The sequence below is a fragment of the Chengkuizengella marina genome, from assembly GCF_009910845.1.
Lineage (GTDB): Bacteria > Bacillota > Bacilli > Paenibacillales > KCTC-33759 > Chengkuizengella > Chengkuizengella marina.
Genome location: NZ_SIJB01000005.1, coordinates 14664 through 29894, shown reverse-complemented (window position 1 = coordinate 29894; position 15231 = coordinate 14664). Strand labels below are relative to the sequence as shown.

Below are 15231 nucleotides of genomic sequence, written 5' to 3'. Positions count from 1 at the left end.
AATTAGAATCCTTCCTCTATCGCTGTAGCCAAATGGATTTTATCTGTATAAAGTGCCTTTCCTACAATTGCACCTATAACACCATCCTGTTTATGAGCCGCCAACTTCTTTAAGTCATCTGATTCACTTACACCTCCAGAAGCTATGACAGATTGTCCTGAAGATTTAGCCAACTTAACGATGGACTCCACATTCGGTCCTTGCATCATCCCATCTCTAGATATGTCTGTAAAAATAAATGTTTTTGCTCCTTTTTGTGCTAATTGCTGCGCTAGTTCATCTGCCTTTACTTTGGAAGTTTCCAACCAACCTCTAGTGGCAACGTATCCATCCCTTGCATCTATTCCAATGGCTACCTTGTCTCCATATTGTTCTAATACATTCTCTACAAAATCACGATCTTCTATCGCTGCCGTTCCAATGATGATTCTAGAAACACCCAATTTTAAGAGTTGCTCTATATTTTCTATTGAACGTATGCCTCCACCCACTTGAATAGGCACGTTTACGGAAGAAGCAATGTTTCCAATCACTTTTTCATTAATAGGATAACCGGCCTTTGCACCATCCAAATCTACTACATGAATCCATGATGCACCTTGCTCTTCCCAAGTTTTTGCAACATCAACCGGATTTTGATGGTATACTGTTTCTTGATTGTAATCTCCTTGCACTAATCGTACACATTTCCCATCTAAAATATCAATCGCAGGATAAATTGTAAATGATGACATGTTCGTCTCCTCCATAATTAACTTTATTTCAAAATAGATATTTCTGATGTTTTCAAAAAGTTACTCAATAATTTAATCCCCATCGTTCCACTTTTTTCAGGGTGAAATTGCATTCCATATACATTATCTCTCCCTACAATCGCTGTAACCTCTTGAAAATATTCTGTCGATGCTAATAAATCGGTAGGCTGATCAAGTTTCACATGAAAAGAATGCACAAAATAAACATGACCTTCCTCTAAACCTTCAAATAATAGATGTTTCTGTTTAACAATCAATTGATTCCAGCCCATATGTGGAACTTTATAATCACCTTTAAAACGAGTCACTCGACCAGGCAACAAATTCAAACCCTCATGTTCCCCGTATTCTTCACTACTTGAAAAAAGAAGTTGCATACCTAAACAAATACCCAGCAGAGGTTTTCCAGTGAGTACAAACTTATATATAACCTCTTGAAGTCCGGTTTGTTTTAATTGTTCCATTGCATCACCAAACGCCCCAACTCCAGGTAAAATAGCTCCATCAGCATCAAGTATCTCTTGTTCATTAGAAGTAACCAAAGCGGCGTAACCTAATCTTTCTACTGCCTTACTTACACTGTGCAGATTACCCATACCATAGTCAATAATTGCGATCAATGGTTATAACACCCCTTTCGTAGAGGGAACTCCTTGAACACGTGGATCAATCATAGTTGCTTCATCCAATGCACGTCCGAGACCCTTAAACACAGCTTCAATCATATGATGCGTGTTGTGGCCATAATGCACAATAACATGTAATGTTAATCTAGCTTCAAGTGCAAACTTCCATAAAAATTCATGTACAAGCTCAGTAGAAAAGCTCCCAACTAAATTAGAAGGATACTCAGCGTGATATTCAAAGTGTGGACGATTGCTGACATCTATAACCACTTGTGCTAATGCTTCATCCATAGGAACAAAAACACTAGCATACCTTTTAATTCCCTTTTTATTTCCAAGTGCGTTGTACAACGATTGTCCTAAACATATTCCGATATCTTCAACCGTGTGATGATCGTCAATTTCTATATCTCCTTGAGCCTTAACTTCTAAATCAAATTGTCCATGTTTTGTAAACAGATCCAACATATGATTCAAAAAAGGGATGTCAGTTTCAATTTCCGTTTTCCCAGTACCATCAACTGCAAGTTGTAGAGAAATGTCCGTTTCGTTTGTTTTTCTTTTAATTTCAGAAGTACGATTGTTATCCATCCTACTCTCCTTCCTTTTCTAATCGAATTTGTATTGATCTAGCATGTCCTTCAAAACCTTCTTGTCTAGCAAGCTGCATAATATATTCACCATTTTGTAAAATGGCATCTTTACTATAATAAATAACACTTGATTTTTTAAAAAAATCATCCACATTTAAAGGGGAGGAAAACCGAGCGGTTCCATTTGTGGGTAAAATATGATTAGGGCCTGCAAAATAATCACCTACAGGTTCAGCACTATATCTGCCTAGAAAGATTGCACCTGCATTTTCAATCCTACCTAAAATACTCATCGGATCATCGACCATAATTTCTAAATGCTCTGGAGCCAATTCATTAACCACCTGAATCCCTTCTTCAATATGATCAACAATTAGAATAGCACCGTTCTCGTTTATAGATTTACTAGCAATCTCTTTTCTAGGCAGAACGTTCAATTGACTCTCTACTTCTTGTTGAACTTGAGATGCTAGCTCAGAAGAATTTGTTACTAATATTGCTGTGGATAGTTCATCATGTTCTGCTTGAGATAAAAGATCTGCAGCTACGTAAGAGACATCGGCTGATTGATCGGCTAAAATCGTAATATCTGTAGGTCCAGCAATGTTATCAATATCAACAACACCATATACCTCACGTTTTGCTAATGCTACATAAATGTTTCCTGGACCACAAATCTTATCTACAGGTCTAATCGTTTCTGTTCCATATGCCAAAGCCGCAATCGACTGTGCTCCACCTACTCGATACACTTCTTGAATGCCAAGTTCCTTAGCTGCCGCTAAAATATACGGATTAATCCCTTCTTCCCCGTTTGTGGATGGAGGTGTCACCATGACGATTTCAGAAACACCAGCAACTTGCGCAGGTATTGCATTCATTAATACAGATGAAGGATAAGCAGCTGTTCCCCCAGGCACATAAATCCCTACTCTTTTCAAAGGTCTTATGACTTGTCCTAATAAGCTTCCATCCTCCTGTAAATCCATCCAAGAATTGCGCTTTTGTCTTTCATGAAAATCTCTTATGTTTTCAGAAGCTTTTCTTAAAGCGAATAGAAATTGATAATCAACTTGGCCATAAGCCTCATCTAGCTCTTGTTCAGATACTCTTAAATTTGCACATTGCACACCGTCAAATTGCTTTGTATATTTAATTAAGGCTTTATCCTTTTCACGAATAACAGCCTGGATAATATTTTGTACAACTTTATTTTGTTCTACTGAGCCATATTCAACTTCTCGATTTATAGCAAATTCTTTAGCACGTAAAATTCTCATCCTATTACACCTCCTCCATTTTCCTATTTTATACTTTGATTTCTATTACCGATTGAAGCTGATCACAAAGCAGTTGAATTGCATGGTTTTTCATCCTATAACTCACTCGATTTGCGATTAAACGACTTGTAATAGAAAACATTTCTTCTAACTCTATCAATCCATTTTCCCGGAGCGTTCGGCCTGTTTCTACCATATCTACAATTCGATCTGACAATCCAATTAAAGGAGCAAGTTCAATGGAACCATTTAATTTAATAACTTCCACTTGATGACCACGTTCTCTAAAATATTGACTAGCTAGATTAGGGTATTTTGTAGCAACCTTTGGATTCATCACTTCCTTCCAAGTAGGAAGCCCAATCACAGACATTCTGCATCTAGCAATTCCAAGGTCTATAAGTTCATAAACATCTCTATTTTCCTCCATTAATACATCTTTGCCTACAATACCAACATCAGCTACACCATATTCAACATAAGTGGGAACATCTACTGGTTTCGCCATAATAAACTCCATATTTGCTTCTGGAATAGGTATAATTAATTTTCGAGAATCGTCAAAATCATCTGGTATTGGTATGTTAGCATCACGGAATAACTGAGATGCTTGTTTAAAAATTCTACCTTTAGGCATGGCTACTTTTAATATTTCCATCTACTTACCTCCTCTCGTCATATTTATAATGTCTGTGTAATTTTGCAATAGATGAGGCGTTAACTCAAATGTGGACGTTGTTTTTCTAGTTTCAATGATTTGACCGTCAGCTCTTAACATTTGTGCATGTTTTAATGCTTCCGTACGATTTTGTTCATCATATAAAATTAAGATACGAGGAAATTCACAACTAGAATGCTGACTCACAACCTCTAAAATTCGATTTGTTTTTAATGAGAATCCGGTCGCAGGTGCGGGTCTACCAAACTGCGTAAGTAAATTATCATACCTTCCCCCACTGCATACTGGGAAACCAAGTTTACCTGCATATCCTTCAAAAGTCATTCCTGTATAATAAGAAAAATCTCCAAGCATTGTTAAATCAATAACGACATGTTGAGAAACTTCATAAGCTTCTAATACTTCCCACACTTCACATAAATGGTGAATGGATTGTTTTGTTGATGGATCATTAACATAGGTTTTAGCATGCTCACAAATTTCTTTTCCGCCTCTTAACTTTAGTAGACCTTCTAACTCTTGTTTTGCTTCCTCTGGAATAGACAAGTGTTTAATTGCCTGTTTATAACCTACATAATTTTTATTCAATAAATGATCTTTCAAGATGTTTTGTTTTTCTTGAGCAATGAATGTCCCTTCAAATAAACCTTGTAGAAATCCCATGTGACCCAATGCAATTTTAAAATTCTCAATACCCGCTGCTTTTAAAGAAGATATAGCAAGTGCAATGATTTCAGCATCTGCATCAGGAGATCCATCTCCGATTAACTCCGCTCCTGTCTGTAAAAATTCAGCGTCTCTCCCCGCTTCATCCTTCATCGCTCTAAACACGTTAGAATGATAAGATAACCGAATGGGAAGGGGTTCATCTTTTAATAATGATGAAACAACCCTTGCAATTGGGGCAGTGTTATCTGATCTTAATACAAGTGTTGTACCTTTTTTATCTAAAAGCTTAAAAAGCTTGTGGTCTGACGTTAAACTTGCCATACCTACAGTATCGTAATATTCTAATGTAGGTGTATGAATTTCCTGATACCCCCACTTTTGCATGCAATGTAATACATTATTTTCTATCGTTCTCAGCTCTCGTACAGCGTAAGGCAAATAATCTCTTACGCCAGATGGTTTTTCAAAAACTTTTGGTTTTGACACCGACTTCACCTCATTCAATACTTCTCATTAACTCAAAACACTTTAGTATGCTACCAAGTTAAAGAGTAATCAATTTTAACACAAAAAGAGCAATAACGTCAACGGTTATTGCTCTACGCACATTTGATATAGAAAAAAATCCTTTTGTTATGGTACAGTAAGATATAAGAAGATCATCTTCAACTATTTTTATTTTTGTTGAAGTTATTATTTATGACCTGAATAGGATTCCCGCCAACAAAACTACCTGCTTCTACATCCTTATGTACAACTGATCCTGCGGCAATCACAGCATGATCTCCTATGATAACCCCTGGTAAGATGGTTGTATTTGCCCCAACTAATACATTTGAGCCGATATGAACCTCCCCTAAACGATATTCTTCAATGAGATATTCATGAGCAAGAATGGTTGTATTATATCCAATAATAGAGTTTTTTCCTACATGAATTTTTTCTGGAAAAAATACATCTACCATAACCATTAATGCAAAGGCAGTTTGTTCCCCAACCTTCATACCTAATATATTTCTATAAATCCAATTTTTCAGCTTTAAAGAAGGGGAGTAGCGAGTAATTTGGATAAAAATAAAATTGCGAAACCCCTTCCATTTACTTACAGTTTTATATATTTGCCATAATGAATTGTTTCCTTTCATAGGGAAACGTTCTGTATTTCTCAAAACTTAATTCCTCACTATCTATTCATAATACGTGTTCATCACTACTAAAAAACTACAGCTAGTAACGTTCGATCGGGTCTGAATACTTTGGAAGATATGGATTTTTCATTCTACGTATAATAATCATGATTACTGCAAACACAATCAGCAGTAAACTAATGAACTGGGCAATTCTAATGTTCCCGTATGCCATATTCCCTGCATCACCAAAGATCAGTGACATCGGAGCCCATAAAATATCCATAAAATCAGCTAACAATTGAGGACCTGTAAACGCCAAACTATCCGTACGTAATCCTTCGATAAAGAAACGCCCTAATGAATACCACATAATGTAGGTGAAAAACACTTCACCGGACTTTATAAATGATCTTCTTCTCAATACGAATAATAACAATAATCCAGCTAAATTCCAAATGGATTCATATAAAAACGTAGGGTGATAAAATAGACCATCTATATACATTTGATTAACAATAAAATCAGGTAAACGAAGAGTATCTCTTAAAAAAGATTCAGCTACTGGCCCTCCATGAGCCTCCTGATTCATAAAGTTTCCCCAACGTCCAATCATTTGTCCTAAAATTAAAGATGGTGCACAAATATCTGCAATACGCCAAAAACTGACTCGCTTCACTCTAAAGTAAATAGCCGCTCCAATAACAGCACCTATGAGAGCCCCATGGATAGCTAGTCCACCATTTTGAATCATAATAATTTCTAACGGATCGTTTCTATAACTATCCCATTTAAATGCTACGTAGTATAACCTTGCACCCACAATTGCAGATGGAACACCAATTAACAATAAGTCTAAAAAGAAGTCAGGAGACAAATTAAACCTCTTACCTTCTAAAATAGCTAATAACAAACCAGCTAAAGCTGCACTTCCTAATATAATCCCATACCAATGCACATCAATTGGACCGATTGAAAACAAGACAGGATCTATTACATAAAACATTCAATTTCCTCCTTTTATTTCTTTTGAGCTACCTATTAAATTAATCAATGTCATCTTCATCAGCTATCGTTTCAGTTAATTTATTCGTAAATTGCATTGCTGCGTTATATCCCATGCGTTTCAAACGATAATTCATTGCCGCAACTTCTAGAATAACTGCAAGGTTACGTCCTGGCCTAACGGGAATGGTAACAAGAGGAACTTTGGTATCAATAATTTGAGTTGTTTCTTCATCCAAACCTAATCGATCATATTGTTTTTCTTGATTCCATGTTTCCAATTTCACAACAAGTGTTATTTTTTTAATATTACGAATGGCTCCAGCACCAAATAAAGTCATTACATTAATAATGCCCACACCACGAATTTCTAACAGATGTTTAATTAAATCAGGTGCACTACCATAAAGATCGTTGTCAGCAGTCTGTCTAATTTCAACGGCATCATCAGCAATTAAACGATGACCTCTCTTAACTAATTCTAAGGCAGTTTCACTTTTACCAATTCCACTATGTCCTGTTATTAACATTCCTACTCCATTGACATCTACCAAAACACCGTGAATCGTTGTAGTAGGAGCCAATTTATTTTCTAAAAATCCTGTTATTCTGCTAATCAAAATCGTTGTTGAATAGGCACTTCTTATAACTGGAATATTTTTCTCAGCTGCAATATTTTCTAATTCTTCTGGAGCTTCCAATTTACGCGTAATAAAAATACAAGGTGTTTCTTCGTGACAAATTTCATGCATTCGTTGAAATCTTTCTTCTTTACTTAAAGTTTTAAAATAAGTTAATTCTGTCATTCCTAAAATCTGAACACGTTCTTTTGGATAATATGCATAGAATCCTGCCATCACCAACCCTGGTCGTGATATATCTGCAACCGTTATGTATCGATCTAACCCTTCTTGCCCACACACTACTTCCAAGTCTAATTTCTTTACTAATTCTTTTACTTTTACTTTTTTGGGCATATGACTATGTTCTCCTTTTGACACCCATAAATTTATATTTTTATCGTAATGGAAATGATCTGAAAAAACAAGATAATTACTTCCAATATTAAAAAGGTCAGCATTAGCTGACCTTTTTCGAATTCAATTAAACTTAATTTTCAAATACATTTAATTCAGTATCTTTATCAAAAATATGAATTTTATTCATATCAAAAGCAAGTTGAATATTTGAACCTTCTTTAATATTAGCACGACCATCTACACGAGCTACAAATATCTTATTTCCAAGCCCAGAAAGGTATAAGTTCATTTCATGTCCTAAGTTTTCAGCAACATCAATATGTGCATTAACAACACTATTCGGAGATGCTTCTAAGAAAACAGGTTCTTGATGAATATCTTCTGGACGTATACCTAATAAAATGTCCTTTAATAAATACCCTTTTTCACGAAGAATTTTAGCTTTTCCTTCTGGAATTACAATATCCACACCTTCAGCTGTGAAGTGTACGTCTTTACCCTTTTCCTCCAATTTACCTTCAACAAAATTCATAGATGGAGAACCAATAAACCCAGCTACAAACATATTAATAGGATGATGATATACTTGTGTAGGAGAGTCTACTTGTTGAACTATACCATCCTTCATAATAACGATGCGGGTTCCCATTGTCATTGCTTCAGTTTGGTCATGTGTTACATAGATAAAAGTTGTTTCTAAACGTTTATGCAACTTTCCAATTTCTGTACGCATTTGTACACGTAGTTTTGCATCAAGGTTAGATAAAGGTTCGTCCATTAAAAACACTCGTGGTTCACGAACAATAGCACGGCCTAGAGCAACACGTTGACGTTGTCCCCCTGATAACGCTTTTGGTTTACGCTCTAATAAATGTTCAATATCTAAGATTTTTGCTGCCTCACGAACACGCTCTTCTATTTCTGTTTTTTTCATTTTACGTAATTTCAAACCAAATGCCATATTTTGATAAACTGTCATATGTGGATATAATGCATAAGATTGGAAAACCATCGCAATATCGCGATCTTTTGGCGCAACATCATTAACCAAACGATCTCCAATATACAACTCACCTTTTGAAATTTCTTCTAATCCTGCAATCATTCTAAGCGTAGTAGATTTTCCGCAACCAGAAGGACCTACGAGTACCAAAAATTCTTTGTCTGCGATTTCTAAATTAAAATCAGATACAGATGGAGTTTCAGAATTTGGATATATTTTATAAATGTTTTTTAGACTTAGACCTGCCATGATGAAATTCCTCCTAGAGATTTATTATATCCATTATTGTATCCTAGCAAGATAAAAAAGCCTATGTGCAAGTTGTACAAAATAACTAAGATCGATTTGTTACTTTATACAACAATAAAGATACCTTCACTAATACCGCCTGATTAAAAACTCTTACATCTAGTCCAGTTTCATGTTTAAACTTATCTAGTCGATAAATTAATGTGTTACGATGAATAAATAATTTCTTAGCAGTTTCACTCACGTTACAATCTGTATTGAAAAATTGCTCTAAGGTCGTTTTCATTTCTGCATCTAGTATAAAATCAACTTGTTTAAATACATGTTTTATAAAGCCGCTTCTCGCTTCATCCGGCAAAATATCTAATAATGATTCTAATTGTAAATTCCATGGAGAGTAGATGTACTCATTTTGATAATATTTTCGCCCTAACTCCATAACTTCTCTTAATTGTTTAATGACAAATAACACTGATTCACATGGTACTATAGGATAATGTACTGAAATATGACATTTACCTATCCATTCACTTAACAACATCTCATATAAACTAGAACTAAAAACCTGTAAAGATTCCTCTATTTCCAACTCTATGTCTTTACCCTGCTCCTCTATTTCCTCTTCCAATAAATCAAGTGAACATAATAATACATATTCTTTATTAGAAAGAGGAATTAATACGATTTGAGAACCGTAAAAAGACTTCAATAGATTTAACAATTCTTCTTCTGTATTTTCCTCAGATGCATTAGTTTGTATTAAAATAGGTATATTTTTTGTAAGAAGTTGAGGCGTTTGCACCAAAGGCTCAGGCAGTTTCTCATAATGATTTGAACCATACTGAAGTTGATTCAAAATCCAGTCACGGAGAGTAATAGAATTTTGTTCGTCACTAGTTGATTTCGTTTGCCCCAGATTTGCTCGGTATAGGCTTAGGGTCATTTCAATCAAATTTTTCTCAGATGGAGTTAAGGATGTATGGTTTAAGGAAAAGGTATAATCATGATTTCCTTCAGAATATAAGTAAAAATAAATTTGATTGTTTTTTTCTATTACATTACGATCAGAAAACCAATCATTTTTATGTAAAACTTCCCTTTTAAGTCGCAAATCTAAAATTTGTTCTAATTTCGCTTTTATTTCATCCCAATTCATTACATGAACTCCTTATTATGTTATACCTAATCATTGAAGTGAAGTAGAAATTTTTTAAACTAGTCTTATATATAAGTCACTTTATTATACCGTTTAGAGTGTAAATATACCAATCAGAGCAGCTTCACATTCATATTTCCCAACCTATATGAGAGCAATAAAACTATTTAAATAAATTAACATTTTAGGTTGCTTAACATTTATAAATGTTTTATACTGTAAATAATCAAAAAGATAAAGGTGAATTTTTATGGAAGATATCACTGCTTTTTATTATAAAAGAATAAAAGCTTCTTCAGATGCTCTGAACACTATATTTTTAAATGATTATCACAAATTTGTAGATAAAGAAGTGCTTAATTTAACTCCTAAACAAAGCATTTTATTAGATTTGCTTAATGAAAAACCTTTGACAAATAGTGAAATAGCCAAACATTTTTCTATTACGCCTAGTGCAGCAACACAACTTATAAACAAATTAGAAAAAAAAGGTTATTTAAAAAGAGAGATAAATTTAAATAATCGTAGAGAAATCATTGTCCACCTTGATGAAAAAGGAATTGAATACAATCAATTGATGTTAAAATTTGAATTACATCTCATTCAAAAATACTATTCGAAATTAAGTGAAAAGGATTTAGAAAATTTAGTGGACTTACAGGAAAAAATTTATAAAATTGCTCTAGAAATTCAAAAAAGAGAGGGAAACTAAATTTTTTTTATAAATTAGTTAAGTATATTTAATTATAAATATAAATAAACTATTTATCAAATTAAATTATTAATATAGATAATTAATGTATTTTTTTGGAATATAGTTAAGATATCTTAATTTTTTATATAACTAATCTATTCATTATTTTGGAGGTATTTATGTTAATGTTATTAAAAAACAGAGTTTTTGTAGTTATTGTTTTTACTGATTTAATTCAACAAACTGCGATTTGGATTCGAAATATATCACTGTTATTTTTTGTAATGGAATTAACTAATAATGATCCTATTTTCGTATCACTTTTAACTGTGATTGAATATGCTCCTATTTTTATATTTTCATTTATTGGAGGTGCATTAGCAGACCGATGGAATCCTAAAAAGACTATGATTTATGGTGATTTTGCCAGTGCATTATCGATTATCATTATCATCTTTTTTGTGACAAATGGAAATTGGCAAGTCCTATTTTTGGCTACACTTGTATCTAGTATTGTAAGTCAGATATCGCAACCTTCATCTTCCATTATGTTTAAAAAACATATCCCTGAAGAAATGATCGCACCAGCTATTGGAATCATTCAAAGTTTGCAAGCATTATTCCTCATTATCGGACCCATCATTGGAACGTTAATTTATAGTTGGTTTGGACTGATTACATCTTTAATCTGTATCACAGTTGCTTTTCTTGTTTCTTCAGTTACTTTATTATTTCTTCCAAACTCTAAAAAAGAAGAAAAGAAACAATTATCTTCTAATTTTATAAAAGAAATGAAGGAAGGCATTCATTATGTGAAAAACTCAAAAAACCTTAGTATTATTGCGATTGCATTTATTTTTATTGGATTAGGTGCTGGAATTGTTCAGCCTCTCGATATTTTTATCGTTATTAATCGACTAGGATTAGAGAAAGAAAGTATTCAATGGTTTTATATGTTGGCTGGTATTGGAATGTTTTTTGGAAGTGTAATAGCCGCTGTTCTAGGTAATAAATTAAATATGAAAACTGTGATAGTTGGTGGATTATGCTTCTTATCCATCTCACTCATCATTGAAGTTTTATCTGTTTGGACTATATTAACTGCAACTATGAGATTTTTAACAGGTTTAATATTAGCTATGTGGCAAACCATACTAGGCATGATCATTATAAAAATAGTGGATGAAAAATTTGTTGGAAGAACAAACGGTATATTAACACCTCTCTTCATAGGCGGAATTTTATTGGGATCAGCAGCTGCAGGTCCATTATTATCATTTACTTCATTAATAACAGTCTTTATCATCTCCGCTACTATTATTTTCATAGGTGCATTGATCAGCACGGAACTTGAATTAAAGAACGATCAAAAAATATTGAAAAGTAATACTCGCATCGAATTACAAAACAATAAATAAAAAAAGGCTTCCATATATATAATGGAAGCCTTTTTTTAAATCAATACTAAATCTGAATTACTCATCTCTTGCATATGTTACATTGTTGAAAAAGCTAAATGAGTAAATGGCTGCAATTCCTACAATCACATAAATTGTACGGGATAGACCTGAATCCATTCCACCAAAGAGTCCTCCAACAAGATCCCATTGGAAAAGCCCAAATAACAACCAATTTAATCCGCCTATGATAACTAAAAGTAACGCAATCACGTTTAGTGTTTTCATGTGAAATTACCTCCTGACATTTCAAGAAAAATTTATCATTCATATAATATGATACCCATTAAATGTAATTTTATTATAAAATAACAAAAGCTCCTATCTTAGCCTCTATAAAATTCTTAATGTGATATTAAAAAACTTCTTCTACTTGTGAGGTAAAAGAAGGATCTACACTGAAAAGTAGGATACATTCCTAAACTATAAGAAAAAACCTGCTTTTTCAAGCAGGTTTTAGAAATTATAAATCGGCAAATCTTATTTCATCTTACTGTTGATTAATTTTGTTGAAAAAAGACAATGAATAAATCGCAGACAAACCAACAATAATGTATACTATTTTAGATACAATTGAATCCATGCCTCCAAATAATTCAGCAACTAGGTCCCATTCAAAGATTCCAACTAATAACCAATTCAAACCACCAATAATGACAAGAAGCAGAGCAATTACATTACAAGTCTTCATAGGTAACTCCCTCCCATTTAAGCTTATGATGAATTTACTTTCACTAACATGTATATTGGTAATTTAATTAAAATATGTGCTGAAACCACCACATTTCACATCACTAATAATCATGCTTCCAAAATCGGTCATCAACATCAATAGGCATGGAGGAATAGTGCTCCCTTATATAAACTTTTCTGTTCACTAATATAAGTAATGTACTCAATTTAAATCTCTCCTTATTCTTTTCAAATTATGTTGCAGCAGCAATTTTCCTCTTTCCTTGCTGCATTTGATACATTTGATAATAATTACTTTTATTTTTCATTAATTGTTCATGACTACCTTTTTCTAATATCTTCCCATGGTCTAACACAATAATCTGATCCGCATTTCGAATTGTTGAAAGACGATGTGCAATAATAAAAGTTGTTCTACCCTTCTTCAGTACATCTAGTGCTTTTTGTATAATAGCTTCTGTTTCTGTATCAATATTCGCCGTTGCTTCATCTAATATCAGAATTGCTGGATTAAATGCCAACGCTCTCGCAAAGGAAATAAGTTGACGCTGACCAGCTGATAACGTACTCCCTTTTTCAATTACAGGTTCATCATATCCTTTAGCTAGATTTTTTATTAATTGATCGGCACCAACATCTTGTAATGCTTTCTCAACCTTTGCTCGATCTATCACTGGATCATTCAGACTTACATTAGAAGCAATTGTGCCCGTAAATAGAAAAGGCTCTTGTAATACAATGGCCATGTGCTGTCGAATAGACTGCTTTGGCAATTGCGAGATATCTTGATTATCAATGGTAATAGTGCCTTTTTGGATATCATAATAACGTAATAATAAGTTCATGATTGAACTTTTCCCAGAACCTGTATGTCCAACTAATGCAATGGTTTCACCTGGTTTTGCTTCGAACGAAATATCCTTTAACACATAATCTTTTTCCTTATAAGCAAATGAAACTTGATCAAAAACGACATGACCTTGATATCTTTCCACTTGTTCATCAGATAAATTTTCTGCTTTTTCATCTAATAACTGAAAAACACGTTGACTTGAAACTATAGCTTCTTCCATGTGACCCAACTGATTGACAACTCCAGTAATTGGTTGAAATAATCGATTTAAATAATCAACAAAAGCATATAATGCACCAATAGATATAAAAGTACCTACACCTAAAGACTGGCCTCCGAAATACCATATAATAGCTACATATGAACTATTTCTCAACAAGTTTACTAGGTTATGAGATGTTAATGCGTTTAGATTTAATAACTTGTTTTGATGTTTAAAGTATTGTTCATTTAAAAATTCGAACTCTGAAGTAGTTTCCTTTTGACGACGAAAAGCTCTTATGATCGTCATACCTTGAATAGATTCATTAATCATTCCATTAATTTCACTCAATCTTGCTTTAATAACATGATTATATTTTGATGCAAATTTTCTATAAATAACAATCCAAGCAGTTAATATTGGAATAATAATTAAAGTCATCAAAGCTAATTTATAATCTAAAATAAATACAAAACCAAATATCCCAATCATATAAACTGCACTTGTAAAAAAACTCGCTAATACATTTACAAATAACTCTTTAATGGATTCAGTATCATTCGTTACTCTTGATACAATTTTCCCAGCAGGTCTGTGATCAAAATATTGAACGGGTAATTTTTGAATGTGTTCAAAAACATCTGTTCTCATTTTTTGGATAATTTGATTGGCAGACTTTTGCAAATAAAATGTCTGACCATAATGAAATACAGCTGAAACCAAGATTAACACCATGTAAATCCCACTTAATTGAATTAAACTCTTCGTTTCAGGTTTATAAAATTGAAAGAGTTGGGCAGCTGTCAATTTTGTAGCAGAATAAGTTGCTATTTCCTCACCCTTTGTTATCGTTAATGTATTGTTTTCAACACTTCTCTTTCCATCAAATAAAACGGGTTCATCTATAAAATAATAATCTCTTTCTACTTGAAGCACTCTTATTTCTTGTCCTTTGTATTCATTTACTTCAAAATGATCACTACGTTTATATAAAAGACCTTCATATTCAACGGAATATGCATCTTGTCTTGTAGTTTCATACCACCCATATTCAATTCCTAAAATGTGTTTATCAATCATTTGCTTCGCAATTAAAGGACCTGATAATTCTGCAACAACAGCTATAGATAACATCAACAAAGCTAATATGATTGTTTTTTTAAACTTTAGTGCGTATGCAAATAATCTTTTTCCAGTACTCACATTTCCA

General features: G+C 33.2%; 16 protein-coding genes. 2 read left to right on the top strand and 14 right to left on the bottom strand.

The genetic code is table 11. From position 1 onward, the window contains the following. Positions 1–2 precede the first annotated feature (2 nt). From hisA to ERL59_RS01710, 11 genes are all read right to left on the bottom strand, one after another. Positions 3–734 carry a 1-(5-phosphoribosyl)-5-[(5-phosphoribosylamino)methylideneamino]imidazole-4-carboxamide isomerase gene (gene hisA / locus ERL59_RS01760; RefSeq protein WP_160643876.1) on the bottom strand — a complete coding sequence of 244 codons (732 nt, stop codon included), beginning with the start codon at positions 732–734 and terminating at the stop codon, positions 3–5. Between the two features lie 23 nt (positions 735–757). Then, a complete protein-coding gene (hisH, locus tag ERL59_RS01755; protein ID WP_160643874.1) occupies positions 758–1375 on the bottom strand; it encodes an imidazole glycerol phosphate synthase subunit HisH in 618 nt (205 codons plus the stop codon). A gap of 3 nt (positions 1376–1378) precedes the next feature. Beyond that, on the bottom strand, positions 1379–1972 hold the full coding sequence (gene hisB, locus ERL59_RS01750; protein WP_160643872.1) for an imidazoleglycerol-phosphate dehydratase HisB: 594 nt from the start codon (positions 1970–1972) through the stop codon (positions 1379–1381). 1 nt (position 1973) lies between these two features. Then, a complete protein-coding gene (hisD, locus tag ERL59_RS01745) occupies positions 1974–3254 on the bottom strand; it encodes a histidinol dehydrogenase (protein ID WP_160643870.1) in 1281 nt (426 codons plus the stop codon). A gap of 28 nt (positions 3255–3282) precedes the next feature. Beyond that, entirely contained in the window at positions 3283–3912 is a 630-nt protein-coding gene (gene hisG / locus ERL59_RS01740; RefSeq protein WP_160643868.1) for an ATP phosphoribosyltransferase, read from the bottom strand. Next, positions 3913–5088: an ATP phosphoribosyltransferase regulatory subunit gene (locus ERL59_RS01735; protein ID WP_160643866.1), complete on the bottom strand. Its 1176-nt coding sequence runs from the start codon at positions 5086–5088 to the stop codon at positions 3913–3915. A 179-nt stretch (positions 5089–5267) separates the two neighbouring features. After that, a complete protein-coding gene (locus tag ERL59_RS01730) occupies positions 5268–5771 on the bottom strand; it encodes an acyltransferase (RefSeq protein WP_160643864.1) in 504 nt (167 codons plus the stop codon). Between the two features lie 58 nt (positions 5772–5829). Beyond that, complete coding sequence (gene lgt / locus ERL59_RS01725) at positions 5830–6735, bottom strand: prolipoprotein diacylglyceryl transferase (protein ID WP_160643862.1); 906 nt, start codon at positions 6733–6735, stop codon at positions 5830–5832. Between the two features lie 40 nt (positions 6736–6775). Next, a complete protein-coding gene (gene hprK / locus ERL59_RS01720; protein ID WP_160643860.1) occupies positions 6776–7711 on the bottom strand; it encodes an HPr(Ser) kinase/phosphatase in 936 nt (311 codons plus the stop codon). 133 nt (positions 7712–7844) lie between these two features. Beyond that, positions 7845–8966, bottom strand: coding sequence for an ABC transporter ATP-binding protein (locus tag ERL59_RS01715; RefSeq protein ID WP_160643858.1), 1122 nt, complete (start codon positions 8964–8966; stop codon positions 7845–7847). A gap of 85 nt (positions 8967–9051) precedes the next feature. Further along, positions 9052–10122: a PucR family transcriptional regulator gene (locus ERL59_RS01710; protein WP_160643856.1), complete on the bottom strand. Its 1071-nt coding sequence runs from the start codon at positions 10120–10122 to the stop codon at positions 9052–9054. A gap of 250 nt (positions 10123–10372) precedes the next feature. On the opposite strand from ERL59_RS01710, the gene ERL59_RS01705 reads away from it, so the two are divergent. Both ERL59_RS01705 and ERL59_RS01700 read left to right on the top strand, forming a co-directional pair. After that, positions 10373–10834, top strand: a complete 462-nt coding sequence (locus tag ERL59_RS01705; protein WP_160643854.1) for a MarR family winged helix-turn-helix transcriptional regulator — start codon at positions 10373–10375, stop codon at positions 10832–10834. 161 nt (positions 10835–10995) lie between these two features. Then, entirely contained in the window at positions 10996–12234 is a 1239-nt protein-coding gene (locus tag ERL59_RS01700; protein WP_160643852.1) for an MFS transporter, read from the top strand. Positions 12235–12291: 57 nt separating this feature from the next. Here the strand turns inward: ERL59_RS01700 and ERL59_RS01695 are convergent, their stop codons facing one another. The 3 genes from ERL59_RS01695 to ERL59_RS01685 form a co-directional block, all read right to left on the bottom strand. Then, positions 12292–12501 carry a DUF378 domain-containing protein gene (locus tag ERL59_RS01695; protein ID WP_160643850.1) on the bottom strand — a complete coding sequence of 70 codons (210 nt, stop codon included), beginning with the start codon at positions 12499–12501 and terminating at the stop codon, positions 12292–12294. Between the two features lie 262 nt (positions 12502–12763). Then, positions 12764–12964: a DUF378 domain-containing protein gene (locus ERL59_RS01690; protein ID WP_160643848.1), complete on the bottom strand. Its 201-nt coding sequence runs from the start codon at positions 12962–12964 to the stop codon at positions 12764–12766. A gap of 235 nt (positions 12965–13199) precedes the next feature. After that, complete coding sequence (locus ERL59_RS01685) at positions 13200–15224, bottom strand: ABC transporter ATP-binding protein (RefSeq protein WP_160643846.1); 2025 nt, start codon at positions 15222–15224, stop codon at positions 13200–13202. Positions 15225–15231: the final 7 nt, after the last annotated feature.